The organism is Streptomyces sp. SCPE 10 (assembly GCF_051980735.1).
In the GTDB taxonomy this organism is placed as follows: Bacteria; Actinomycetota; Actinomycetes; order Streptomycetales; family Streptomycetaceae; genus Streptomyces; species Streptomyces misionensis.
Genome location: NZ_CP197069.1, coordinates 7,776,467 through 7,800,600, shown reverse-complemented (window position 1 = coordinate 7,800,600; position 24,134 = coordinate 7,776,467). Strand labels below are relative to the sequence as shown.

The 24,134-nt window shown below is 71.4% G+C and carries 19 protein-coding genes, 1 pseudogene and 1 riboswitch; of the genes and pseudogenes, 10 read left to right on the top strand and 10 right to left on the bottom strand.

Annotated features, from left to right (window positions below):
• Nucleotides 1-165 precede the first annotated feature (165 nt).
• From ACSP97_RS35370 to ACSP97_RS35360, 3 genes and pseudogenes are all read left to right on the top strand, one after another.
• Nucleotides 166-2,421, top strand: coding sequence for a glutaminase family protein (locus ACSP97_RS35370; RefSeq protein WP_388312020.1), 2,256 nt, complete (start codon nt 166-168; stop codon nt 2,419-2,421).
• 276 nt (nt 2,422-2,697) lie between these two features.
• Nucleotides 2,698-3,021 carry a putative quinol monooxygenase gene (locus tag ACSP97_RS35365; RefSeq protein WP_440555910.1) on the top strand — a complete coding sequence of 108 codons (324 nt, stop codon included), beginning with the start codon at nt 2,698-2,700 and terminating at the stop codon, nt 3,019-3,021.
• A gap of 218 nt (nt 3,022-3,239) precedes the next feature.
• Nucleotides 3,240-3,449, top strand: a pseudogene (locus tag ACSP97_RS35360) (MFS transporter); the annotation flags it as partial.
• 97 nt (nt 3,450-3,546) lie between these two features.
• Here the strand turns inward: ACSP97_RS35360 and ACSP97_RS35355 are convergent.
• The 3 genes from ACSP97_RS35355 to ACSP97_RS35345 form a co-directional block, all read right to left on the bottom strand.
• Nucleotides 3,547-4,425, bottom strand: a complete 879-nt coding sequence (locus tag ACSP97_RS35355) for an alpha/beta fold hydrolase (protein ID WP_440555909.1) — start codon at nt 4,423-4,425, stop codon at nt 3,547-3,549.
• Between the two features lie 73 nt (nt 4,426-4,498).
• Nucleotides 4,499-5,077 (bottom strand): TetR/AcrR family transcriptional regulator, encoded by a 579-nt coding sequence (locus ACSP97_RS35350; protein WP_440555908.1) that lies wholly within the window; start codon nt 5,075-5,077, stop codon nt 4,499-4,501.
• 220 nt (nt 5,078-5,297) lie between these two features.
• Complete coding sequence (locus ACSP97_RS35345) at nt 5,298-5,954, bottom strand: TetR/AcrR family transcriptional regulator (protein WP_440555907.1); 657 nt, start codon at nt 5,952-5,954, stop codon at nt 5,298-5,300.
• 116 nt (nt 5,955-6,070) lie between these two features.
• Here ACSP97_RS35345 and ACSP97_RS35340 point away from each other — a divergent pair, with 116 nt between their 5' ends.
• Nucleotides 6,071-7,078 (top strand): N-acyl homoserine lactonase family protein, encoded by a 1,008-nt coding sequence (locus tag ACSP97_RS35340; protein ID WP_440555906.1) that lies wholly within the window; start codon nt 6,071-6,073, stop codon nt 7,076-7,078.
• A gap of 98 nt (nt 7,079-7,176) precedes the next feature.
• Here the strand turns inward: ACSP97_RS35340 and ACSP97_RS35335 are convergent, their stop codons facing one another.
• On the bottom strand, nt 7,177-8,028 hold the full coding sequence (locus tag ACSP97_RS35335; protein WP_355150866.1) for a LysR family transcriptional regulator: 852 nt from the start codon (nt 8,026-8,028) through the stop codon (nt 7,177-7,179).
• An 81-nt stretch (nt 8,029-8,109) separates the two neighbouring features.
• On the opposite strand from ACSP97_RS35335, the gene ACSP97_RS35330 reads away from it, so the two are divergent.
• Nucleotides 8,110-8,604, top strand: a complete 495-nt coding sequence (locus ACSP97_RS35330; protein WP_440555905.1) for a cupin domain-containing protein — start codon at nt 8,110-8,112, stop codon at nt 8,602-8,604.
• A gap of 211 nt (nt 8,605-8,815) precedes the next feature.
• Here the strand turns inward: ACSP97_RS35330 and ACSP97_RS35325 are convergent, their stop codons facing one another.
• Nucleotides 8,816-9,805: a bacteriocin fulvocin C-related protein gene (locus tag ACSP97_RS35325; protein WP_355527575.1), complete on the bottom strand. Its 990-nt coding sequence runs from the start codon at nt 9,803-9,805 to the stop codon at nt 8,816-8,818.
• Nucleotides 9,806-10,248: 443 nt separating this feature from the next.
• Between ACSP97_RS35325 and ACSP97_RS35320 the strand changes: the two genes are divergently transcribed.
• From ACSP97_RS35320 to ACSP97_RS35310, 3 genes are all read left to right on the top strand, one after another.
• Nucleotides 10,249-12,942 carry an nSTAND1 domain-containing NTPase gene (locus tag ACSP97_RS35320; protein ID WP_440555904.1) on the top strand — a complete coding sequence of 898 codons (2,694 nt, stop codon included), beginning with the start codon at nt 10,249-10,251 and terminating at the stop codon, nt 12,940-12,942.
• 208 nt (nt 12,943-13,150) lie between these two features.
• Nucleotides 13,151-14,749 carry an alpha/beta hydrolase gene (locus tag ACSP97_RS35315; RefSeq protein ID WP_440555903.1) on the top strand — a complete coding sequence of 533 codons (1,599 nt, stop codon included), beginning with the start codon at nt 13,151-13,153 and terminating at the stop codon, nt 14,747-14,749.
• Between the two features lie 310 nt (nt 14,750-15,059).
• Nucleotides 15,060-15,249, top strand: a riboswitch (cobalamin riboswitch).
• 27 nt (nt 15,250-15,276) lie between these two features.
• Nucleotides 15,277-16,386, top strand: coding sequence for a HoxN/HupN/NixA family nickel/cobalt transporter (locus ACSP97_RS35310; RefSeq protein WP_355325562.1), 1,110 nt, complete (start codon nt 15,277-15,279; stop codon nt 16,384-16,386).
• 181 nt (nt 16,387-16,567) lie between these two features.
• Here ACSP97_RS35310 and ACSP97_RS35305 read toward each other — a convergent pair whose 3' ends face one another.
• The 5 genes from ACSP97_RS35305 to ACSP97_RS35285 all read right to left on the bottom strand — a co-directional run bounded on the left by ACSP97_RS35305 (nt 16,568) and on the right by ACSP97_RS35285 (nt 22,282).
• The gene (locus ACSP97_RS35305; protein WP_440555902.1) at nt 16,568-17,347 is read right to left on the bottom strand and encodes a D-Ala-D-Ala carboxypeptidase family metallohydrolase; all 780 of its coding nucleotides are present in this window, start codon (nt 17,345-17,347) and stop codon (nt 16,568-16,570) included.
• A gap of 34 nt (nt 17,348-17,381) precedes the next feature.
• On the bottom strand, nt 17,382-18,518 hold the full coding sequence (locus ACSP97_RS35300) for a GH25 family lysozyme (RefSeq protein ID WP_440555901.1): 1,137 nt from the start codon (nt 18,516-18,518) through the stop codon (nt 17,382-17,384).
• Nucleotides 18,519-19,236: 718 nt separating this feature from the next.
• The gene (locus tag ACSP97_RS35295; RefSeq protein ID WP_355150882.1) at nt 19,237-19,995 is read right to left on the bottom strand and encodes an SDR family NAD(P)-dependent oxidoreductase; all 759 of its coding nucleotides are present in this window, start codon (nt 19,993-19,995) and stop codon (nt 19,237-19,239) included.
• 565 nt (nt 19,996-20,560) lie between these two features.
• Nucleotides 20,561-21,145 (bottom strand): TetR/AcrR family transcriptional regulator, encoded by a 585-nt coding sequence (locus ACSP97_RS35290; RefSeq protein ID WP_440555900.1) that lies wholly within the window; start codon nt 21,143-21,145, stop codon nt 20,561-20,563.
• A 252-nt stretch (nt 21,146-21,397) separates the two neighbouring features.
• On the bottom strand, nt 21,398-22,282 hold the full coding sequence (locus ACSP97_RS35285; protein WP_440555899.1) for a LysR family transcriptional regulator: 885 nt from the start codon (nt 22,280-22,282) through the stop codon (nt 21,398-21,400).
• A 60-nt stretch (nt 22,283-22,342) separates the two neighbouring features.
• Here ACSP97_RS35285 and ACSP97_RS35280 point away from each other — a divergent pair, with 60 nt between their 5' ends.
• Both ACSP97_RS35280 and ACSP97_RS35275 read left to right on the top strand, forming a co-directional pair.
• Nucleotides 22,343-22,708: a DoxX family protein gene (locus tag ACSP97_RS35280; RefSeq protein ID WP_355527590.1), complete on the top strand. Its 366-nt coding sequence runs from the start codon at nt 22,343-22,345 to the stop codon at nt 22,706-22,708.
• A 140-nt stretch (nt 22,709-22,848) separates the two neighbouring features.
• On the top strand, nt 22,849-24,084 hold the full coding sequence (locus ACSP97_RS35275; RefSeq protein WP_440555898.1) for a cysteine desulfurase family protein: 1,236 nt from the start codon (nt 22,849-22,851) through the stop codon (nt 24,082-24,084).
• Nucleotides 24,085-24,134 lie beyond the last annotated feature (50 nt).

Here is a 24,134-nt window from a genome sequence, read left to right as displayed (position 1 = left end):
CCATCGTTGTAGGAACAGCCTCCGATTCCTGCTGTGTGGTCGATGCCGGACCTTTCGCGCGTTCCTCATGGCTTCTTCCGGCGGACCGACGTGCCCGTCCAGCTCTCGCGCGACTCCCCTGCCCTTTCATCGCTTTCCCCGAGCGGGTTCCTCCAGGAGAACCGAATGACCCCGAGACACGACAACGCCGGCCTGCCTGCCAACGAGTCGAGCACTCCCGAGTCCGGTATCGACTCCAGCGCCCCCGCCAGAGGGCTCAGCCGCCGCGGCCTGCTGCGGTGGACCGGCACCGGCCTCGGCGTGGCCGGTGCCGGTCTGCTGCCGGGTTTCGCGCAGAGCGCGCAGGCCGCTTCCGCGACGGCGCGGGAGACGGCCGCCCCCGCTTCCTCCGGCGGTCGCTTCCCCGGTCTGGCCGCCCCGTCCTTCGATCCGATCCGCCCCCCGGCCGTTCCGCTGGCCGTCCGTTCGCCCTACCTGAGCACGTGGCTGAACGCCGACCTGCCGGCCGGCCATTGGCCGGCGTTCTGGACGGGCCACACCACCGCGATGACCGGTGTCATCCGGGTCGACGGCACCAACTACCTGTTCCTGGGCGCACCGAACGTCCCCGACCACCCGCTCTCCCGCGGCGTGGTGCAGCGCTCGCTGACCCTCACCGCGACCCGCTCGCAGTTCGTCTTCGAGGCCGGCGGCGCGGAGTTGACCCTGACGTTCCTGTCCCCCGTCGAACCCGGCGACCTGCGCCGCCAGTCGATGCCGCTGTCGTACATCGCCGCGGACGTGCGCAGCCTGGACGGCAAGGCGCACGACGTCGCGCTGTACTTCGACATCTCCGGCGAGTGGGCCTCCGGCAACTCCGGCACGAAGATCCGGTGGTCGCAGGAACAGCTGTCCGGCTCGGGCGGCACGACGGCGACCGCCCTGTCCTTCACTCCGGACAGCCCCGGAGTGCTCAAGGAGAACGGCGACATGGCGTCCTGGGGCACCGTCGTGTGGAGCGCCACCAACCGCTCCGGGCTGAGCTGGCAGATCGGCTCGGACACCACGGTGCGCGCCGCCGCCCTGGACGGCAAGGCGCTGACCGACTCCGCCGACACCCGTCAGCCGCGCGCCATCAACGACGGCTGGCCGGTCTTCGCCTTCCGATTCGACCTCGGCAGCGTCCACGGCTCCACCAGCGCGCTGCTGTCGGTCGGCCACGTCCGCGACCCCGCCGTCAGCTACCTCGGCGAGCAGTTGCCGCCGCTGTGGAGGTCGTACTGGTCGAGCTGGCAGGACATGGCCGCCTTCTTCCACTCCGACGCGGCCGCGGCACGGAAGCGCACCGCGGCCCTGGACCACAAGGTGCGGAAGGAGGCGACGGCCGCGGGCGGCGCCAAGTACGCCGCGCTGTGCGCCCTGGCACTGCGGCAGGCGTACGCGGGCACCGAACTGGCCGGCCGCAAAGGCAAGCCCTGGGCGTTCCTGAAGGAGATCTCCTCCGACGGCAACGTCTCGACCATCGACGTGACCTATCCGGCGATGCCGGTCTTCCTCTACCTGGACCCGCAGTACCTCGGTCTGCTCCTGGAGCCGCTCTTCGACTACGCGGAGAACGGGGGCTGGCCGAAGAAGTTCGCGGAGCACGACCTCGGCTCCAGCTACCCCAACGCGACCGGACACAACGACGGCAACGAGGAGGACATGCCGGTCGAGGAGTCCGCCAACATGCTGCTGATGACGGCCGCCTACCTGGCGCGCAGCAACTCCGCCACGGCCCGCGCGTTCGCGTCCGCGCACTACACGATCCTCAAGCAGTGGGCCGACTACCTGGTGGACAACACGCTCGACCCGGGCTACCAGAACCAGACCGACGACTTCACCGGCTTCATCGCGCACAGCGCCAACCTCGCCCTGAAGGGCATCCTGGCCCTCGGCGCCATGGGGAAGATCGCGACCGCGGCAGGCAACTCCTCGGACGCCGGCCACTACGCCGGCATCGCCCGCGACTACATCGGCCAGTGGGTGGACAAGGCCCAGGACCCCGACCAGGACCACCTCAAGCTGGCCTACGACCAGCCCGGTACCTGGAGCCTGAAGTACAACGGCTACCCCGATGTGCTGCTGGGGCTGAACCTCGTGCCGCGCGAGGTGGCTCGGAAGGAGGGCGACTGGTACCTGTCGCAGGCCAACCAGTTCGGCATCCCCCTGGATGTGCGGCACAGCTACACCAAGGGCGACTGGGAGATGTGGACGGCCGCGTGGCTGCACGACCACCCGGTCAGCGACCTGCTGGTCTCCCAGCTCTACCAGTTCGCGAACGCCTCCCCCTCGCGTGTGCCGTTCACCGACTGGTACGACACCACGGCGAACACTCAGAACGGCTTCCAGGCCCGCCCGGTGGTCGGCGGCGTCTTCGCCCTGCTGAGCTTGCGCTCGTAAAGGGCCTCCGCGAACCGTGCCGACGGTGGCCTGCCATCGCCGGGCGAAAAAATGGCAGACATGCCACGGGGCATCCAACCTGCGTTCGGCATACGGCGAATGCCGCATTCACCAGAATGCGGCTGCCGGACCGCGATACCGAGCGATCAGGAGACCCGTCGACACGACCCGGGGTCGAGTAGTCGGCCCCGGGCCAGGGCGAGTTTCTCCACCCGCCAACGACAGGCTGATGCCCCGGTTTACGGCAAATCATCCCGCGTGGCATACCATCGGCGAATGATCTTCATCGTAGTCAAGTTCCCCGTGAAGCCCGAACACGTCGAAGAATGGCCGAAGCACGTCGAAGCCTTCACCCAGGCCACCCGCTCCGAGCCCGGCAACCTGTGGTTCGAGTGGTCCCGCAGCCTGGAGGACCCCGACACCTACGTCCTCGTCGAGGCCTTCCAGGACGGCACCGGCGAGGCGCACGTCAATTCCGACCACTTCCGCGCCGGCCTCGAAGCGATGCGCCCCCTGCTGCGCCGCAGCCCCGACATCGTGAGCACCACGATCGAGGGAGCGAACGGCTGGAGCGCGATGGGCGAGCTCACCATCGACTGACGGCTTCGGCCTCCGCTTGCCGCCGGGGCCCGAGGGGGACGCGAAAACCGGGTTCGACGCCCGCGCGCACCGAGAAGCCGACCCGGGCGGCGCCCGCCCCAGGCGGCCCGGAACGCTGCGGTTCCCGAGCCGCATCATCGGCATCGCGCGGAGGAGGGGTGGCGCAGCGGGCGTGCCACTGAGGTTGAGCCCTTCGACCTGCTGCTCGGAGTGGACCAGGCGCCGCTGAACAGATCGTCGGGCAAGCCGGGCCCGACATCGGCAATATGCGCGGCGGCCTCGTGGCAGATGCGACCTCGGGAGCAGTCGCCCTTGTCAGCGGTGGGCTGCTCTGTCTCGGGGCCGTGGCCGTGGTGGGCGCCGCGACTCCAGAGCTGCGCAGGTCCTCCGCGTCCTCCTCCTCCGCCCGGACGGCCCCGGCCCGTTGACGTCCCGGCCGGCCGGCTGTCGGCCGCAGCCACGGGCCGGGCAGCTTCGGGGTCGGCCGCCGGGGCCGAAGCTGCCCGGCGGCCGGAGGGTCGGCGGCTACTGGTGTGCCGCCAGGAACGGCAGGACGACGGCGGCCATCTCGTCGGGCACTTCCTCCGCAAGGTCATGGCCCGCGTCGAAGACATGTCCGGTGACATCGTGGGCCACGAACCGTGCCTGTTCCGCGTTGCGGTCACCGATGAAGGCGGAGCCGCCGAGCGCCAGCACGGGGATGTCGAGCTTGTTCCGGGCGGTCTCCCGGTTCTGTTCGGCGTCGGTGAGCATCGCCCGGTAGACGGCGAGCATGGCGCGGATGCCGCCGGGCAGGGAGTAGCAGCGCACGTACTCCTCGACGGCGTCGGGGGTGGCGGTGTCGGGATGGCTGCGCTCGTTCTTGATCATGTAGGTGATCAGTTCGCGTTCGTGTCCGGAGATCAGCATCTCGGGCACGTCGGGCTGGAAGTAGAAGCCGAGGTGCCACAGGTGCATGCCGGAGACGTTCTCGGGGGTGAGGGCCGTGTGGTCCTCGAAGCCGAAGCCGGGAAGCAGTGCCTCGGCGAAGACGAGGGAGGTGACGTGGTCGCGCCGGCGGGCGGCGAGTTGGTAGCCGATCACCGCGCCCCAGTCCTCGCCGATCACGGCGTAGGTCTCGTGGCCGAGGCCGGCCATCAGCTCGGCGATGTCGTCGCTCATCGTCGCCGAGTCGTAGCCGTCCGCGGGGCGGGCGGAGTCGCCGAGACCGCGCACGTCGGGCACGACGACGGTGTGGTGGGGCGTCAACTTCGGGACCAGGTGGCGCCAGTGGTAGCCGGTCTTCGGCACTCCGTGCAGCAGCACGACGGCGGGGCCCGAACCGGCCGTCCGGAAGTGAAGGCTCGTTCCGTTGACGGCCGCACGGCCGGTCCGCAGAGGTGCTCCGTCGTGGTCGTACATCATGGGACATCCACTTTCTTGAGCGTTCGTTACAGAATTTGGGCATGGAAAGGTCCGGCCCGGCTTCGACGGCCCGTCAGTCGAGAGTGGTCAGCGCGACGTCGATGAGGGGTTCGAGGGCGCGCGGGTCCGGGGTGATCTTCGAGGAGACCAGCAGGCCGTTGAGGAAAGCGACGAGGAAGGCCGCGACCGTGTGCGGGTCGTGCCGGTCGGCGATCTCGCCCCGGTCCCTGGCGGCCCGCAACACCTCGGTCAGCGCCTCCCGGCTCGCGTCCTGCATATCGCGCACGGTGCGCCGGGTCGCCACGTCCTGCGGCAGCCGCTCGCAGACGGCGTTGACGGCCAGGCAGCCCTGACCGTCGCGCTCGACGGCGATGCGGACCCGCTCGGTCAGCAGCGCACGGATCGCCGCGCGGACGTCCGCCCCCTCCTCCAGACTGCGCAGGGCTGCCGTCGCGAGGGTGGCGCGGTAGTGCTCCAGCGTGGCCCGGTACAGGCCGTCCTTGTCGCCGAACGCCGCGTACAGGGATCCCTGCCCGATCCCCAGGTGCTGGGTGAGGTCGCGCACCGAGGTCGCCTCGTAGCCGCGCGTCCAGAACAGCTCCATGGCGCGGCTCACCGCCGCCTCGGTGTCGAACTCCCGGGTCCTTGCCATGACCCCACCGTAACCTATCTGGATCGATCGCTCAAGAAACAGTCCGGGAGCGGAACATGCGCCGACCCGCGGGCCGACCTCACGGCCATTCGCCGTCGGCGTCCTCGGTGGCGTCCGTGTCACGCAGCGGGCGTGGGCCCTGCGTCAAGTCCGTTTCCGAGCGAGACACCGTCCGGGTCGCGCAAGGTGGCCATGGCGTTGAAATCGGCCCGGGTTCCGTCTATCTCCGGGCGGGCGAAGTGCCTGGGGCGGCGGAGGCGAGCCCGGCGACGATCACGGTCGTCAGGGTGTCCAGATAGACCTCGTCCACCGGCGGGGCGCCGGGGAGGAGCAGCCGCAGCAGCAGGGGCGAGATCAGCAGGTCGGTGCCGAGTTCGGGGTCGAGTCCGACGGGCAGTTCACCACGCCCCACGGCCCGCCGCAGCATGGCGGCGGCGGCCTCGCGGCGCGGGGCCAGGACGGCGAGACGCAGCGATTCGGCGAGCGCCGGGTTGCGTACCGACTCGCCCAGCAGGTCGACGGCGATCCGTACCACCCGGGGGTCGGCGGTCTGGGCGACGGTCAGGTCGAGGAAGCCGCGCACATCCCCCGCCAGGGTGCCGGTGTCGGGCACCTCGGGGACTTCCCGGCGCACCAGGCGGGCCACCAGGTCGAGCAGCATGGCCTCCTTGGACTCCCACCTCCGGTAGAGCGCGGCCTTGCCGACGCCGGCGCGCCTGGCGACCGCATCCATGGCCAGGCGGCGCCAGCCGGCCGCCGCCAGCTCGTCGAAAGCCGCCGCCTCGATGGCCGCGGACACGGTCTCGTCCTGGGCGGGGCCGCGGGTGCCGCGGCGGCGGCCGGGGGCGAGGGCGTCGTCATCTGCGATCTCTGGCATGTCCCTACCGTACCGAAAATGCGGAACTCTTGCGTTCCTGGTTTTTCAGGGTCTACGGTCTCTTCATAACCCGGAACTTGTTGGTTCCGTGTTTCTATCCTCACCCAGGAGGGGTCATGGACAGCTCCACGGCAGTGCGGGTGATACCGCTCCGCGTCGGCCGCACGAAGGTTCCCTACGGCCAGTTCTACGGCGGACTCGACGGCTACAGCGGACTGGACCTCGCGACCGACAAGTCCGCGTTCATCTGGGTCCCCATCCACGCGTACCTGATCGAGCACCCCAGCGAGGGCCCGGTCCTGCTCGACACCGGCATCGGCCCCGCCCAGGCCGAGGACCACGCCGGCTATTACGGCGGCACGGTGCTGGAGTACTTCACCGACGACGACGAGTACGACCTGCCCGCCGACCAGCGCATCGAGGCCCAGCTCGCGCTGCACGGCCGCCGCCCCGAGGACGTCTCCCGGGTGATCGTCACACACTTCCACGAGGACCACATCGGCTCACTGCCGCTCTTCCCCCATGCCGAAGTGGTGCTGGGCCGTGCCGAATACGAGGCCCGCGACTCGCTCATCCTCGGCCTGGTGCCCCTGGCGTACAAGCGCTCGGTGGCCGGAGTAACGAGGTGGCGGCCGGTGGACTTCGCCGGTCCGGAGGTCGGCGGCTTCAGCGGCTCCCACGACCTGTTCGGCGACGGCTCGGTGGTGCTGCTGCCGACGCCGGGCCACAGCCCCGGCTCCACCAGCGCCCTCGTCTCGCTCGGCGAGCGGCGCGCGCTGCTCACCGGCGACGCGCTGTACACCGTGCGGCATTTGGCGGTGGACGACGTGCGACAGATGCAGACCGGCGCCGACGACGTCTTCATCGACTCCGTACGGCGGATGCAGTGGCTGCACCGGCTGCTGCCGGACCTCGTCGTGCTGCCGGCACACGACGACACGCCCTACGGCGAGTTGCTCGTGCGTGATCTGCTCGCGCACGACGGGCGGCTGTCGCAGGAGGCCTTCGCCTGGCTCAAGGAGTACGAGGCGACCACGTTCGACGCGGCCTACCGCCTCAACCCGGCACGCCGACCGCGCTATGTCGCGGATCCGGCAGGAGGAACCCTGGGATCCGTGGTTTGACAACCGCCCGACCCTCCCCTCGGAGGGCGTCAAGTCCTGTTCCGGATGATCTGGTGTCACCCGTTCATGAGAGTTGGGGTAGCGCCGGCTGCCGGTGGTCAGTGGCGGTACGCGGTTGTCGCGAGTTCGACGAAGGACCGGATCAACGGGTTGGTGTCACCTTCCTTCCACACCGCCACCACTCTGCTCGGCGGCATGTCGGTCAGCGGCACCACGGCCAGCTCCGCGGGCAGGTCGTGCCCGAGCGGGGCCAGGCCGACCGTGCCGTTCCACAGCACGGTCTGCAGGCATTCCTGAACGGCGCGCACCACTGGGCCCTCGCGCGGTCTGCCGCCGTTCCAGTACGACTGCCAGACGGGATCGGTGCCCTGCGGGAACTGGAACCAGCGGCGGTCGCTCAGTTCGGCCAGCCGCAGCCCGTCGCGCCTGGCCAGCGGATCGTCCGCGCGCAGGACCACGCCGACCGGATCGTTCCGCAGCGCGCGCACCGTCAGGGCGGTCACGTCGAACGGTGCCCGGGTCAGCGCGACGTCGACCAGTCCGGCGCGCAGCCCGCAGGTCGGGTCGGTCAGATCGGTGTCGCGGATGCGGATGTCGATACCGGGATGGCTTCGGCGGTAGGCGGCGGCCAGCCTGGCCACTCCCGGGTCGGTGCCGTCGCCCAGGATGCCGATGGTGATGGTCGCGAGGCCGGCCGCCGCCTTCACGCGTTCCCGGACGCGGTCGGCATGGTCGAGCAGGGCCCGCGCCTCGTCGAGCAGCACGGTGCCCGCCGGCGTGAGCGTGACGCCCGCGGGTGAGCGGGCGAAGAGCAGGGCACCGACATCGGCCTCCAACTGCTTGATCGCCCGGCTCAGTGGCGGCTGACTCATGTGCAGCCGGGTGGCGGCCCGGCCGAAGTGGAGTTCCTCGGCGACCGCCACGAAGTAACGCAAGGTCCGTAGCTCCACGCTGCCACGATACCCACGGGGTATCGGCGCTGCGGGACAGGTCTTGGACAGCCCTGGGGGCCCGGCGGTGAACTCGTGAGCATGACCGAAGAAACCAAGGCCGGCGAGCCGCGGCCCCGACCCGCTGTAGCGGTGATCGGGCCCGGCGATGGCGAGATGATCGTTCTGGGTACCACGCGCATGCGGGTTCTGGAGGACGGCAGCCACACCGGGCACCGCCTCGCGATCGCCGAGTCCGTTCTCGCCCCGCACACCGAGGGACCGCCGCAGCACCGCCACGCCCGACACGACGAGGGCTTCTACGTCCTGTCCGGCACCGTGCGGTTCACCGTCGGGGACGAGGACTACGACGCGGTGACGGGCACCCTCGTGATGGTGCCGCCCGGCACCCCGCACACCTTCGCCAACCTGACCGACCAACCCGCCGTCATGCTCAGCACCTTCACGCCCGACCTGTACGTGCAGTACTTCCGGGACCTCCAGGAAGTACTCGCCGGCGGCCGGCCGCTGACGCCCGAGGCCAACATCGACGCGATGAGCCGCTACGCGACCGAGCCCGCCACCGATCCCGCCTGAGGTCGACGGCACGGCACGGCCCGGGCACGTGGCGCCGGTGGCCGTCTCGACCCGATCGACCACGTAGGACGGATGGGCGTCGATGAGCGCGTCCCGACTCCGGTTCGGGCCCCGGCTGGGGCGGGCCATCGGCCCGCCCCAGGAGCGACCCATGGATGCCGCGATCACGGATCGGCTCCGCGGCCGCCGTCCAAGGTCGCCTGGCCGAGGGCTAGTTGATGCAGAGCCCGTTGCACACGTACTGCCAGAAGGCTCCGCAGCCGCGATACATCTGGCAGCCGCCTTCGCCGTACTGGCAGTGGGTGGCGTTCGTGCACTGGTCGTCCTCGTCCGTGCAGGTGCAGGCACCGCCCGCGGGACGCGCCGTGGCCTCGGCGCCCTCGGCCGGGCCGAGAGTGCCGAGCAGGGCGCTGCGGCCGTCCGGGCCGAACGCTTCCGAGGCGGACCGGCTGAGCCGCTTCAGGGCGGGGGTGGCCGCTGTCCGGTTGTCGTCGGCGAAGTGGTTCGGTGAGGAGGCCCAGGCGACAGCCTGGTCGTAGACGGCTCGCTGTTGCGGTGTCATGTCGGGCCGGGTGGCACGGTAGTGCTCCAGGTGTTCGAGCCACATCCGGCTGCGGGCCTTCGCGGACAACTCGCTGTAGATGGCGCGACGGTAGACGAGCGGATAGGTCACCAGGTCGCTGTAGCGCTGCGGCAGACTGTTCTTGTTGCGCTGCGCCCAGGCCAGCGCGGTCCGGCAGGAGTCCTCCGCGAACGCCGGTGTCCTGCCCAGGAGAACGATCCCGGCCGCCACCGCCGCGCCGGTTCCCAGCCGCAGGAACTGCGACCGCCCCATGGCGTCGCCGTGCCCGGGTGCCGGCAGGGGGCGCCGGCTCTCCTGCCGCAGTCGGCCAAGCCCCCGCAGCACGGCCGTCGTCGAGCGAACACCGAGGTGCCGGACGAGCGGCAGCGCCATGGCCGCCCCGGTCCACTGGCGCGCCTCGCCATCGGTGACCTTGATCAACGTCGGCGCGGGCGGCGCTTCCTCACCCGGACGGGTCGTACGCCACTGCCGCACCTCGGGGTTGGACAGCGGCAGCACTTCGAGCTTTCCGTCGCCCGCCTGCCGCACGGTGGCGGCGATCTGGCGACACGTCGCGCACGAGGCGTCGAACGCGAGAATCCACCGTACCTGCGGCGGCGTGGCCGTGTTTTCGTTCATATTTCCTCCTTGGTTTTCCGGATTCCGAAGAGACGTCCTCGGGACTTCTCCCGCGTGACGTCGTGTCCCGTGCGCGTGGGCACCCACCGGCTGTTTTCGGCGCTCGGGCTTTCGGATTCCTCGAACTCTTCGTGGACGGCCTGTGGCAGTTCCCCGGACATGTCTAGCCCTTGCGGGTTGTTCGGCTTCGGAGGGCTGGTGCCGAACAAACGGATACCGAAAAATGTGATCTCACAGCACATGCGGGGGGAGGTGCGGACATGCCGCGTGGCGAGCGTCCGCTCGATGCGGGAGACGGTCCGTTACTGCGCTTTGCCGCGAGACTGCGCGAGCTGCGCCACAAGGCGGGCAGCCCGGCATACCGGCAGATGGCCGAACGCGCCCACTACTCGGTTTCGACGCTTTCCGAGGCGGCGGCCGGCCGTCGGCTTCCGACGCTTGCCGTGACTCTCGCATATGTGCGCGCCTGTGACGGGGACCCGCTGGAGTGGGAGCGCATCTGGCGTGAAACGGCAGCCGAAACGGACGTACCGGAGCAGTCCCCCGTGGAGCCCGGGCAACGAGCGCCCTACGCGGGGCTGGCGGCATTCCGGACGCAGGACGCGGAGTGGTTCTTCGGCCGGGAACGGCTGGTGGACCAGGTGTTGCAGCGGCTCCGGGAACAGCGGTTCGTCATGGTGATCGGTGCGTCGGGATCCGGGAAGTCGTCGCTCCTGCGGGCCGGGCTCGTGCCGGCACTGGAACAGCGGACGGTGGTGTTCACCCCCGGTCCGCGCCCTCTGGAGGAGTGCGCGATCCACATCGCGGCGATGGCGGGCGGCACGCCGGGGCGGTGGTACGAGGAACTCTCCGCCGACCCCGCGAACCTGCACCGCGCGCTGCGCCAAACCCTCGCGGCGGAGCCACCCGAGAGTGAAGTCGTCCTCGTCGTGGACCAGTTCGAGGAGACCTTCACCCAGGGCGCCGCGGAGGATGCCGCCTTCATCAGGGCGCTGGTGACCGCCGCACGGGCACCGAACAGCCGCTGCCGGGTTGTGCTGGGGGTCCGCGCCGACTTCTACGCCCACTGCACCCGCCACCCCGACCTGGTGGAGGTGATGCGCGACGCACAGGTCCCGGTGGGACCGATGAGCCTGGAGGAACTGCGCTGCGCGATCGTCCAGCCCGCCGTACGATCCGGGCTCACCGTCGAAGGGGCGCTGCTCGCCACACTGACCGCCCAGGCCCAGGGCCGACCGGGCGTCCTTCCCCTGCTGTCGCACGCCCTGCTGGAGACCTGGCGGCGTCGGCGCGGCAACGCCCTCACCCTGGACGGCTTCCGAGCCACCGGCGGGCTGGAAGGTGCCCTGGCCCGTACCGCCGAGACCTTCTACGACGGTCTCAGCACGGCGCAGCGCAACGTGGCCAGGCAGGTCTTCACCCGGCTGACCGCGCTCGGGGAGGGCACCGAGGACACCCGCCGCAGGATGACGACGACCGAACTCGATCCCACGCCCGACGTCCGCGTCGTCCTCGACCGCGCGGCGGCCGCGCGGCTGCTCCTGCTGGACCAGGACCGGATCGAACTGGCCCACGAGGCCCTGATCCGCTGCTGGCCCCGGCTGCACCAGTGGCTCACCCAGGACCGGGAAGCGCTGCGCATCCAGCGGCGGCTGACCGAGGCGACCGACCTCTGGGAGTCGCTGGGCCGGGACCCCGGCGCCCTGTACCGGGGTGCGACGCTCACCATGGCGCACAACGCCGCTCTGAGTCCGAGCCGGCGTGAGCAGGCGTTTCTGCGGGCCAGCGTCGAGGCCGCGGCCATCGAGGCCGCGCGAGGGCAGCGCCGGACCCGCCGTACGCGGCAACTTGCCACCCTGCTCGCCGTACTCCTGGTGGCCGCGGTCGGCGCTGTCGCCATGGCGGTTCGGGCCCAGGAGCAGCTCACCCGGCAGCGCGACACGGCGCTGGCCCGGGAGTCGTCGGACCAGGCGGTGGCGCTGCGGACGACGCGGCCCGCGCTGGCGGCGCAGCTCAGCCTGGCAGCCCTGCGGCTGGTGCCGGGGGCGACGGAGCAGGACGGACTCATGAGCACCATGTCGGTGGCCTTGCCGAACAGCCCCGGGCAGGCGGGCCACACACAGGCCGTCAGCTCCGTCGCGTTCCGGCCGGACGGCGGCTGGGTGGCCACCGGCAGCTTCGACCACACGGTGCGGCTGTGGGGCCTCGGCGACCCGCTCCACCCGGTTCCGGCGCCCGGTGTCCTGCCCCACCCGGACATCGTCACCGGTGTCGCCTTCAGCCCGGACGGGCGCCTTCTGGCCACTGCGGGACGCGACCGTACGGTCCGGCTGTGGGACGTCGGCGACGTGCACCGTCCGGTCCTGGTGCGGACCCTGGCCGGGCACCGCGACATCGTCTTCTCGGTGGCCTTCAGTCCCGACGGGCGGATGCTCGCCTCCGGCAGCTACGACCACACGGTGCGGCTGTGGAACGTCGCCGACCCCTCCCGGGCCCGGCTGCTGTCGGCCCTCACCGGCCACCGGCTCAACGTCAAGCCGGTGGCCTTCAGTCCGGACGGCCGGCTGCTCGCCTCGGGCAGCGACGACCACACGGTACGGCTGTGGGACGTCACCGACGGCCGGCACCCCCGCCCCCTCGGTGTGCTGGCCGGCCACCGCGACTTCGTCGACGCCGTCGCGATCAGCCCGGACGGCCGGACGCTGGCCTCCGGCAGCGACGACCGGACGATCCGGCTGTGGAACATCGCCGACCCACGGCACCCGGCGGGGCTGAAGACCCTCACAGGGCACGCCGACGTGGTCACCTCCGTGGCCTTCAGCCCCGACGGACGACTGCTCCTGTCGGGCAGCAACGACCGTACGGCACGCCTGTGGGACGTGACCGACCCGCGCCGGGCGCATCCGCGGCACATCTTGACCGGCCACCTCGGTGCCGTCGACGCCGTGACCTTCAGCCCGGACGGACGGCTGCTGTTCACCGGCAGCGCCGACCATACCGCCCAGCTCTGGCAACCGGACGTGGCGCACGCGGCGGCACTGGCGTGCTCGGTACGGGCTCATCCCACCATCACGGAGAAACAGTGGCGCGCCTACCTGCCAGGGGTCGCCTACCGGCCCCCGTGCGGGCACGGCTGAGACCAGGCCCTGTGCGGGAGACCGAGCCGTGTGTGTCCTCGGCGTCGCCAACTCCCGTTCGCCCGAACGGGCCCCGCTCCGCTCAACGGGACGTGACCATCCGGTTATCGGATTGATAAAGATGATTGTCAGGCTCTGTTCACAGCCTTCACACAGCCGGGAGGATCCCCGCCTGACCATTCGCAACGATGTTCGGGGAGGGGCCCACTTGAGGGAGAACAGACCGAAGAGCCGCCTACTGGCGCTCGGTTCGGCCGGAGCACTCGTCACCGCGAGCTTGATCGCGGGTGTCGTCTCGGCACCGGCGGCCGGCGCCGCGGGCCGGCCGGGCCAGGACCGCGCGGCGAAGGGCGCGGAGATCGCCGCCGCCCGCGCCGCCAAGGCCGGCGTCGACTGGCGGGACTGCCCGGCCGACTGGGGGCTGGCCAAGCCCATCCAGTGCGGCTGGGTCAGCGTGCCCGTCGACTACACCCACCCGGACGGCAAGCAGATCAAGCTCGCCGTCGACCGTGTCGGCAGCACCGGCACCCCGGCCGAGCGCCAGGGCGCGCTCGTCTACAACCCGGGCGGCCCCGGCGGCTCCGGGCTGCGCTTCCCGACCCGGGTCACCGGCAAGAAGCCGGTCTGGGCGAACGTCGCAAAGGCCTACGACTTCGTCGGCTTCGACCCGCGCGGCGTCGGCCACTCGGCGCCGATCTCCTGCGCGGACCCGCAGGAGTTCGTACGGGCGCCGAAGGCGGACCCGGTCCCGGACACCGAGGCGGACAAGCTCGCCCAGCGCAAGCTGGCCCGCGAGTACGCCGACGGCTGCCTGGACCGCACCGGCCGCGCCATGCTCCAGCAGATGACCACGCCGAACACCGCCCGCGACCTGGACGTCATCCGCGCCGCGCTCGGCGAACGGAAGCTCAACTACCTCGGCGTCTCCTACGGCACCTATCTCGGCGCCGTCTACGGCACCCTCTTCCCGGGCCACCTGCGCCGCATGATCGTGGACAGCGTGACCAACCCGGCCCGGGACAACATCTGGTACCAGGCGAACCTGGACCAGGACGTCGCCTTCGAGAGTCGCTGGAAGGACTGGGAGGACTGGGTCGCCGCCAACGACGCCGCCTTCCACCTCGGCACCACGCGCGCCGCCGTCCAGGACAAGTGGCTCCAGCTGCGCGCCACCGCCAAGAAGAGCCCCATCGGCGGGGTCGTCGGTCCCGCCGAGCTGATCTCCTTCTTCCAGAGCGCCCCCTACTACGACTCCTCGTGGGTGCCGGTCGCCACCGTCTTCGGCAAGTACGTCGCCGGAGACACCCAGGCCCTGGTCGACGCGGTCGCCCCCGACATGTCGGACACCGCGGGCAACATCGCGTCGGAGAACTCCAACGCCGTCTACACGGCGGTCGAGTGCACCGACGCCAAGTGGCCCACCAGCTGGCGGACATGGGACCGGGACAACACCCGGCTCAACCAGGACTACCCGTTCATGACCTGGGCCAACGCCTGGATGAACCTGCCCTGCGCCACCTGGCCGGTCAAGCAGCAGAACCCGGTCGACGTCACGACCCACAAGGGTCTGCCGCGCGTGCTGATCGTGCAGTCGACCCGCGACGCCGCGACCCCCTACGCGGGTGCGGTCGAGCTGCACAAGCGTCTCGCCGGCTCCCGTCTGATCACCGAGAAGGACGCGGGTTCCCACGGGGTGACCAGCCTGGAGAACCCCTGCATCAACCAGCGCGTCGACGCCTATCTGATCGACGGCACGCTGGACGGTTCCGACGTGACCTGCGCCCCGCACGCCACGCCCAAGCCGTGACCCCGTTCACACGGTGAGGAGGGGCGGCCGCACTCCCCGGCCGCCCCTCACTCGTCCCCGGGCCCGACCGTGAGGTCGACCGAATCGCGCCCGGGTGAACCCGCGCTCGCACTCCGCGGCCCGCTCCACCCTCGCCACGGCCGTGCGACGGTCACCCGGGCCGACCGTTTCCCCTGCTCCCCGACCGCCGCTGGCGCGCCGTCCGGCGCGTCGCACGGGGACGGGACGCATGGCCCCGTCAGCGCGATCCGCGACGTCCTGCCCCACCGCCCCTGCGTCCACGCCGCCTTGCGACCTCGACGTCCGGGCTTCTAGGGTGAGCGGGCCGTGGTGTTCGGGAAGACCGGTGACAGCCCTCAGGGGCTCAGTCCGGAGCGGCCCTCGCCACTGTGATCGGGAAGTTCCCGCCCCATGCATTGCCACTGGCCTCGCGGCCGGGAAGGCAGGGGTGGGCGCGATGACCCGTCAGCCAGGAGACCGGCCACGGCAGCACGAATCTGATCCACGAGGTGCTGGAGCGTGACCGTATGACCATGCCCGAAGGCGTGCCCGAAACCGCCGCCTCCCCTTCCTTCCGCTGGCGGCGCGAGGACACCGTCCGAACCGCCGGCCTCCTGACCGTGATCGTCGTCCTGCACGTGATCGCCTTCGGGATCCTCTTCCTGCTCGTCACCCCACATCACTACGAGGTCGGCACCAAGGCGTTCGGAGTCGGCCTGGGCATCACGGCCTACACCCTTGGGATGCGGCACGCGTTCGACGCCGACCACATCGCCGCGATCGACAACACCACCCGCAAGCTGATGGCCGACGGGCAGCGGCCGGTCTCGGTCGGCTTCTGGTTCGCGCTCGGCCACTCCAGCGTGGTCATCGCCATGGCCGCGCTGGTCGCCGGGGGCGCACAGCTCGCCGGCACCCTGATGAACGACGGCTCGCGCACCCACCAGGTACTCGGCACCGTCGGCACCACGGTCTCCGGCGGCTTCCTGTACCTCATCGCCGCGCTCAACCTCGTCGCCCTGGTCGGCATCGCCCGCGTCTTCCAGGCCATGCGGGCCGGACGCTACGACGAGGCCGAGCTGGAGGCGCACCTCGACTCACGCGGTTTCATGAACCGCCTGCTGGGACGGCTCACCAAGTCCATCCGCCGCCCCGGCCAGATGTTCCCCCTCGGCTTCCTCTTCGGCATCGGCTTCGACACCACCACCGAGGTCCTGCTCCTCGCCCTGGCCGGCAACGGCGCCGCCGCCGGTCTCCCCTGGTACGCGATACTCTGCCTGCCCCTCCTCTTCGCCGCCGGGATGAGCCTCTTCGACACCCTCGACGGCACCTTCATGAACTTCGCCTACCAGTGGGCGTTCTCCAACCCCGTCCGCAAGGTGTTCTACAACCTCACCATCACCGGACTGTCCATCGCCGTCGCCTTCTTCGTCGGCACCATCGAACTGGTCGGCGTCCTGCACGACAAGCTCGGCCTGAGCGACGGCGTGTCCGGCTGGATCGCGGGCCTCGACCTCGACCACGTCGGCTACGTCATCGTCGGCCTCTTCGTGGTCGTCTGGGCCCTGGCCATCGGATACTGGCGCGTGGCCAAGGTCGAGGAGCGCTGGAACGCCCGCACCGCCGACGCGGGCTGACCCCGCGCGCGCGAGACCCGAGGCCCCGCGACCCGAATGACGCAGGCCGGCAGGACGGCCGTCCTGCCGGCCACCTCGCGAGCGGGCACAGGGCGGGCCGGCGCACCGCGGGCCGGACCGACGGCGGGCCCGTCCGTGCCGACGACGACGCGGACGGGCCCGGTGCACCGGAGCGGGCGGATCACGCCACGCCGCTCTCCCACCACCAGGAACCGGAGCCGTACGAGGGGTACTGGACACGGCTGTCGACGTGCTGCCACGAGTGTGTGTACGCCTCGAGGCCGGAGAAGCCGCACGTCTCGGCGATCCGGTAGGTCTGCGGGGTGCTGTGGCCGGAGACGACGATGTCCGCGGCGACGCCGTAGACGTGCATGCTGTTGGACGCGCCGCCCACCGCGGCGTTGTGCGCGACGCTGCGGAAGCCGGAGTTGACCGTGATCGGGCTGTTTCCGGCCTTCTTGCGCACGGCCTCCAGCTTGTACATCAGCCGGCGCACGTTCTCCTTGACCGTCGCGGCGTCGACCTTTCCGCCGCTGAAACCGGAGCCGTCCTGCGAGGAGAACTCGGTCCAGTCGAAATGGGCGGTGGATCCGTCACCGGACTCCAGGCTGTTGAGCACGCTCTGCGTCTGTGGACCGACGACACCGTCCGCGCTCAACCCGTAGGCGTACTGGAAGCGTTGGACGGCGGCGTTCGTGGCCGGGCCGAAGTCGCCGTCCCAGGCGACATAGGTCTGCTGGGCGCCGGACGCGGCCCAACCACCGACGCGGATCTGCAGTTCGACCACGTCGGAGCCGGAGGCGCCCTGCTGAAGGGTGCGGGACCAGCCGTAGGCCGAGGCCTGGCCCGCTGCCTGGAGGCTGACGGTTGCCGCCAAGCCGAGCGTGGCCGTCAGCCCTGCCGCGCCCCGGAGCAGGGCGCGGCGGTCGATGCCGTCGGCGGAGTGTCGTGCCCGTGTCATGGAAGTCCCCTCATCTGTGATCACGTGCCGATGCTCAGGAAACGAGGCTCTGCCAGGTGTTCGACCCGACGACGCCGTCCACGGTGAGGCCGTGCGCGGACTGGAACGAGCGCACCGCCGAGTCGGTGGCCGGTCCGAACGAACCGTCCACGGTCAGCGCGAAGCCGTGCGCGTCGAGCTGGCTCTGCACCGCCTGGACGGCGGGTCCCGACGATCCCTGCCGCACGGTGACGATGAGGGCCTGCCAGGTGGCGGGGCCGACGACGCCGTCCGCGCTGAGGCCGTGCGCGGACTGGAACGAGCGCACCGCCGAGTCGGTGGCCGGTCCGAACGAACCGTCCACGGTCAGCGCGGAACCGTGGGCGTCGAGCAGGTACTGGACGGTCGTGACCCGCTCGCCGGCCGCTCCCTGCCGCACGGTGGGCCAACTCGCCGTGGGCGGTGGGGTGTAGCCGCCTCCCTTGGCGAAGGCCTGGAGGTCCGTGAGCGTGCCGTTGAAGGTGTCCTGGTCGCCGGGGAAGGTTCCGGAGTCGGCGTACTGCCAGATCGTCTGGGTGGACCAGCCGGCGGGCAGCGTGCCGGGGCTGCTGGAGTAGCGGGCGATCCACAGCGGGTTGGTGCTGCCGAAGCCGCTGTTGTCGCCGGTGCAGGTGGTCCACCAGTCGGTGGTGGTGTAGATCGCCGGGTAGCGCCCGACCTTGGCCCGTACTTCGTTGCTGAAGTCCCGGATCCAGGAGACCATCGCGCTCTGGCTCAGCCCGTAGCAGGTGGCCCCGTAGGGGTTGTACTCGATGTCCAGGGCGGGCGGCAGTGTCCTGCCGTCGGCGGTCCAGCCGCCGCCGTGGCTGACGAACCAGTCGGCCTGGACGGTACCGCTCGAGTTGCCGGGGAGCGCGAAGTGGTAGGCGCCGCGGATCAGTCCGGCGTCGTACGCGCCGTTGTACTGCTGGGAGAAGGACGGGTCCGTGTAATCGGTGCCTTCGGTGGCCTTGACGTAGGCGAAGGCGGCGCCGTTGTTCTTGACGGACGTCCAGTCGACGTTGTTCTGGTAGTGGCTGACGTCGAGGCCGGCCGGGCCCGTGCCGACGGCGGCCGCCGCGGTCATCGCCGGTGCTGCCGCGCCCAGGTGCCGGAGCCCGGACCCGGCATGGTCCTGGTCCGGGTGCGTCATGCGCACCCGGGTCCCGTGGTCCCCGGTGGCCGCCGAGGCGGTTCCGGGGAGGATCGGCACGCTGAGGACCACGGCCAGCAGCCCGCACGCTCGGAGGAGGGTCCGGCGAGGGCCGGGACCGCTGTTACCGGATCTGAACCGCGAGAGGGCGGCTGCGAACATGGTGCTCCTAGGAGTGTGGAGGATTTCGCGAAGCGCCCCGGCCGGGCCCGCCATCAATGGCCCCACGTAAAGGTTGAGTTGACGCGCGTAAAGGTAAGCGCAGTATTGACATGCACGCAACAGTTTCTGGGTGCGTCGTCGTCCGTGGACATCGACGAGCGGCGTGACCGAAGTGCCGCGGCTGCGCGGGGTCGACTTCGGCGAGGTCGGCACGACCGAGGAGGTCGCGTCCATGGTGACGTTCCTCGCCGGACCGGAGGCCGCCTACGTCACGGGCGCCGGGTTCCCGGTGGCCGACGGCCACGCCGCATGCCCCGGGGGTCCCCGTCCGGGCGGCGCAGGTCCTCCTCCCGCTTTCCGATGGCTCGCGGCTGGACGCAGGGCTCGGCCGCGACGGGATGACCGGCGGCATCCCGGTGCGGGGTGGGGCGCGGGTGGCCGTCGTCGCGCGCCGTCCGCAGTGAGCGCGCGCCCCGCGTACACGGCGCGCTCGACCCCTTCTCCCCCGCCTTCTCCCCCTGCCCCCTCCCCCTCGGTCAGGACCGCCAGTGCCCCCTCAGGCCGAGGCTCCGCTGTCGATGACCAGGTCGGTGCCGACCACCGCGCCGGCCTCGGGGGAGGCGAGGTAGAGCACCGCGGCGGCCACCTCCTCGGCCTTCGCGACCCGGCCGAGCGGGTTCTGCGACTTCACCCGCTCGGCGCGGTCGGCCTCGGTCTCGCCGGGCCGCAGCGACATGGGAGCGGCGGAGGCCCCGGGGCTGACCGCGTTGATCCGGATGCCCTGGTGGATGTGGTCGAGGGCGGCGGCCCGGGTCAGCGCGGAGACCGCCGCCTTCGACGTGATGTACGCGGCGGCGTTCGGGCTGCGCAGGTGGGCGCCCAGGTTGGAGGAGATGTTGACGATGGCGCCGCCGCCGTTCTCCTTCATGTGTGCGATCTCGTGCTTCATGGCCAGCCAGACGCCGGTGACATTGGTCCGCAGCACCGCGTCCCAGTCCTCCTCGCTCACCTCGCCGACCGGCACGGTGCCACGCAGTATCCCGGCGTTGTTGACCGCGATGTCGAGTCCGCCGAAGCGGGCAACGCTCTCGCGCACGAGGTCGTGGACCTGGCCGGAGTCGGTGACATCGGCGGTGACGGCGGCAGCGGTGCCGCCGGCGGCCGAGATGAGGCCGACCGTCTCGTCCAGGGAAGCCGCGGTGCGGCCCGCGCCGACCACGGCCGCGCCCTCGGCGGCGAAGGCGAGTGCGATCGCGCGGCCGAGGCCGGAGCCCGCGCCGGTGACGAGGACGGTCTTGCCGGTGAAGCGGTTCATGTCGGTGACTCCCGTGAGTGGTGGGCTACTTGGCACGGCGGTTCAGGAGGGCGACGACGCCGAGGACGGCCGCCGTCGCGACGAGGGTCCAGGCGTCGCTGCGTCATCTCGACGGCGGTGTCCCGGCGTTGGACGTTCGCGGTGCCGCTCGTGGTGGCCCTCGGGGCCCTCACCCTCGCCCCCGGCTGCCGCCGGGCACCATGCCGAGCCGGGGAAGGGCGCTCGACCTGCCGGGTGCCGTGCTCGCCACGGGCGGGATCACCCTCGCCAGTTCCGGCGGTCGCGCCGGATACCGACAGCCCGCCCCAGGTGGCCATCGCCCTGCCGTAGGCGGTCGGGTGGGGGAAGGTGGCGCGCAGCACGGGCAGCGGCACGGTGATCGCGGCAAGGGTGGAGATCGGCGTGCCCTGGACGCTGCCGGGGAGGACGAAGGTCCGTCGCTGCCGGACGGTGGTGACGCGGGCGGCGTCGGTGGCGGTCATACCCTCCCCCTGATTTTCTTGACCAATCGGTTCAGTATTCGAGCATGCCGGAGCGGAGCCCCGGTGGCCACGGCGGGTGGGGTTCAGTCCAGCAGGGCCAGTGCCTGCTCGGCCGCGTCCCACACCCGGGCGGGGTCGTCCGACGCCTTGCCGACGACCCGTATGCCCTGCAGCAGGACGAGGAGCATGCGGGCCAGTGCGCGCGGATCGCGGTCCTCGGGCAGTTCGCCCTGGGCCTGCGCCCGCACGAGTGCGGAGTGCAGCAGGGTCTCGACGCGCCCCCAGCTGATCTCGACCCGGCGGGCCGCCGCGGGGTCGTGCGGGGCGAGTTCGGCCGCGGTGTTGGTGACGAGGCAGCCGTTCAGCCGTCCGTCCGGGGAGGATGCCTCCGAGGCGAAGCGGCGCACCACCGCCCGTACGGCGGGCAGGGCGGGCCCCGGCTGGGACAACTCGGCGAGGAGGGCCGGGTCGCGCGTCTCGGTGTACCGGTCCATGGCCCTCAGGTACAGCTCGCGCTTGCTGCCGAAGGTCGCGTAGACGCTGGCGCGGCCGATGCCGAGGTGCTCGACGATGTCCGCCATCGATGTCGCTTCGTAGCCGCGCCGCCAGAACAGTTCAAGAGCCGACTGCAGTGCGGCGTCCGGATCGAATTCCTTGGTCCTTCCCACGTCCCAGACCGTAGATGAAACAAGAACGATCAGTCAATTATCCGCGGCCTGTTCCGCGGTACGGGCGTCACGACCCGCGGCCGTCGCCGATACCTCGTGGCCGGAACCGGGACCTGTGGGTCCGCACGGTCGTCAAGGCGCCGTCCTCGCCCGGCGGTCACCACCCGCCGCCCGGCAAGTCCCTCACTCCGAGGCTGCTCGACAGGCTCGATGCGACGGTGTCGGCGGTCGAGCGGTCCGCCGGTCCCTTCCTCATCGTCGGCTCAGCCTCCGTGTGACGGCCCGGAGCAGTTCGTCCAGTGCCGCCGCCTCGTGGTTTCGTCGCCGAGGCCGGGCCAGTGCCACCCGGCTCGGTGAGACCCCGCGGACCGGCCGGAACACCACACCCGGGTGGGAGTGGAAACGGGCCGCCGACGCCGGGGCCAGCGCCACGCAGCCGCCGGCCACCGCTCCGAGCCACTCGTCGGGGCGGCTGGTGACGGCGCCGACCCGGACGGGGTGCCCGTCCCGCTCCCCCGCCGCCAGCCAGTGCTCCCTCCAGGCTCCGGTCTCGGCTGCGGCCGCGACGAACGGCTCGTCCCACAGTTCCCGGAACTCCACCGTCTCGCTGTTCGCCAGCGGATGCCGGGCCGGCAGCAGCACTCCGCGCTCCTCGACGAACAACTCGCGCACGACGAAGTCCTCCTGACCCGGGAACGGCAACCGCACCACTGCCGCGTCCACCTCCCCCCGGGCCAGTCCGGCGCTCGGTTCCGACCAGTCGAACTGCCGCAGTTCCACCCGCCACTCCGGCCGCGCCCGGCGGAACTCGGCGATGACCTCGGGGACGGCGCCCACCGCGCCCGCGTCCAGGAAGCCCAGCCGCAGCACCCGCGCCGCCCGGCCGGTCGCCCGCACCGCCTCGTCCCAGCCGTCCAGCAGCGCCGGCACCCGCGCGGCGAGCTCACGACCGGCCTCGGTCAGCGCCATCCCCGACCGCGAACGCGCGAAGAGCCGTACCCCGAGAGCGTCCTCCAGCCGCCGGATCTGCTTGGTCAGCGCGGGCTGCGAGACGAACAGCCGCTCCGCCGCCCCGGTCAGGCTGCCCTCCTCCGCCACTGCGGCGAAGTACCGGAGCAGGCGCGTGTCCACGTCCATGCCACCAGGTTATAGAAGCAGGTATTGGACGGTGCGGAAGTGCGTGCAGACGCTGAAGGCATGACCGGTATCCAGCTCGCGCTCCTCGTCGTCCCCCTGCTCACCGCCGCCATCAACGTCGGTATCGCCGCCGCCGACCTCGCCGGGGCGCGCTTCGTGCTGGCCAACTCGGCGCAGGTGGGTGTCCCCCGTTCCTGGCTGCCCTGGCTGGCCGCCCTCAAGACGGCTGGTGCGGCGGGCCTCCTCCTCGGCCTCTTCGCCCCCGCGCTGCGCCCCCTCGGCGCCGCCGCGGCCTGCGGTCTCGTCCTGCTCTACGTGGGCGCGCTCGCCTTCCACGTGCGTGCCCGCGTGCTGTACAACCTCGCGTTCCCCGGGTTCTTCCTCGCCACCGCCGTCGCCTCGCTGGCCTTGATCGTCTCCGGTTGACGGCGGCACCACTCGGTGCTGGATGAGCACACCCGGCCTTCGCCGCAGCAGCCCCATGACGTCCCGCGCCCCGGGCACGGCGTGCTCCGTGTCGGCTCGCGGACCGGGCGCCGCCGTGGGCCAACGCTTAGCATGCCTTCGTGACACGGCCCTGGACGATGCGCGAGACGGCGGACGAGTACACCGAACTGCTCGGCAGCCCCCATACCGGCGATCTGCCACCGCACCCCGGGCTGACCGGCGGGCCCGTCTACCTGGATTACAACGCCACCACCCCGGTCGATCCGCGTGTCGCCGAAGCGATGCTGCCGTATCTGACCGACTTCTTCGGTAATCCCTCCAGCGACCACCCCCACGCCGTCGAACCCCGGCGGGCGCTCGCCGAGGCCCGTGGCCAGGTGGCGGACCTGATCGGCGCCGAACCCGGTGAGATCGTGTTCACCGGTTCCGGGTCCGAGGCCGACCTGCTCGCCCTGCGCGGTGCCGTGCTGGGCTCCGGCCGGTCCCGTCCCCACGTGATCACCCAGGCCACCGAGCATCCGGCCGTCCTGGAGACCTGCCGTGCCCTGCGGCGGCTGCACGGCACCAGGGTGACCGTGCTGCCGGTCGACAGTGACGGCCTCCTCAGCCCCGAAGCACTGGCCGCGGCGCTGGACGAGGACACGGTGCTGGTCTCCGTGATGGCGGCGAACAACGAGACCGGCGCCCTCCAGCCGATCGGCGACCTCGCCACCCTCGCGCACGACCGCGGAGCGCTGTTCCACTGCGACGCCGCCCAAGCGGCCGGGAAGATCCCGCTCGCCGTCGAAGCCCTGGGCGTCGACCTGCTCACCGTGGTCGGACACAAGATGTACGCCCCCAAGGGCGCCGCGGCCCTGTACGTGCGCGACGGCGTCCGGCTGGAGCCTGTCGTCTACGGCGGCGGTCAAGAACGCGGCCTGCGCGCCGGCACCGAGAACGTCGCCCTGGCCGTCGCCCTCGGCACCGCGGCCCGGATCGCGGCCGCCGAACTCGCCGACGGCACCCCGGCCCGCATCGCCGCCCTGCGCGACGGTCTCCAGCGACGGCTCACCGACAGGCTGCCCGGTCGCGTGCGCCTCAACGGGCCGGCGAAGAACCGCTTGCCGAACACCGTGAACGTCAGCATCGACGGCGTCCTCGGTCCCGAACTGCTCGCCGCCGCTCCGGAGATCGCGGCATCCACCGGCTCCGCCTGCCACAGCGGCGACCACACCCCCTCCCCGGTACTGACCGCCATGGGGCTCGACCCGGCCCGCGCGCTCGGCGCACTGCGGTTGTCCCTGGGCCGTTGGACCACCCCGGACGACATCGAGACCGCGGCGACGGCCCTCGTTCGAGCGGCTGCCCGCCAGTGACCGCAACGGGCAGTCGGCACAAGAAGTGACCGACCAGGGCGCCGCGGGGT

What these genes read in the sequence shown, in the direction of transcription:
- ACSP97_RS35370 (WP_388312020.1), top strand. Translation starts at nt 166, where the DNA reads ATGACCCCGAGACACGACAACGCCGGCCTGCCTGCCAACGAGTCGAGC.
- ACSP97_RS35365 (WP_440555910.1), top strand. Translation starts at nt 2,698, where the DNA reads ATGATCTTCATCGTAGTCAAGTTCCCCGTGAAGCCCGAACACGTCGAA.
- ACSP97_RS35355 (WP_440555909.1), bottom strand. Translation starts at nt 4,425, where the DNA reads ATGATGTACGACCACGACGGAGCACCTCTGCGGACCGGCCGTGCGGCC.
- ACSP97_RS35350 (WP_440555908.1), bottom strand. Translation starts at nt 5,077, where the DNA reads ATGGCAAGGACCCGGGAGTTCGACACCGAGGCGGCGGTGAGCCGCGCC.
- ACSP97_RS35345 (WP_440555907.1), bottom strand. Translation starts at nt 5,954, where the DNA reads ATGCCAGAGATCGCAGATGACGACGCCCTCGCCCCCGGCCGCCGCCGC.
- ACSP97_RS35340 (WP_440555906.1), top strand. Translation starts at nt 6,071, where the DNA reads ATGGACAGCTCCACGGCAGTGCGGGTGATACCGCTCCGCGTCGGCCGC.
- ACSP97_RS35330 (WP_440555905.1), top strand. Translation starts at nt 8,110, where the DNA reads ATGACCGAAGAAACCAAGGCCGGCGAGCCGCGGCCCCGACCCGCTGTA.
- ACSP97_RS35325 (WP_355527575.1), bottom strand. Translation starts at nt 9,805, where the DNA reads ATGAACGAAAACACGGCCACGCCGCCGCAGGTACGGTGGATTCTCGCG.
- ACSP97_RS35310 (WP_355325562.1), top strand. Translation starts at nt 15,277, where the DNA reads ATGACCATGCCCGAAGGCGTGCCCGAAACCGCCGCCTCCCCTTCCTTC.
- ACSP97_RS35305 (WP_440555902.1), bottom strand. Translation starts at nt 17,347, where the DNA reads ATGACACGGGCACGACACTCCGCCGACGGCATCGACCGCCGCGCCCTG.
- ACSP97_RS35300 (WP_440555901.1), bottom strand. Translation starts at nt 18,518, where the DNA reads ATGACGCACCCGGACCAGGACCATGCCGGGTCCGGGCTCCGGCACCTG.
- ACSP97_RS35295 (WP_355150882.1), bottom strand. Translation starts at nt 19,995, where the DNA reads ATGAACCGCTTCACCGGCAAGACCGTCCTCGTCACCGGCGCGGGCTCC.
- ACSP97_RS35285 (WP_440555899.1), bottom strand. Translation starts at nt 22,282, where the DNA reads ATGGACGTGGACACGCGCCTGCTCCGGTACTTCGCCGCAGTGGCGGAG.
- ACSP97_RS35280 (WP_355527590.1), top strand. Translation starts at nt 22,343, where the DNA reads ATGACCGGTATCCAGCTCGCGCTCCTCGTCGTCCCCCTGCTCACCGCC.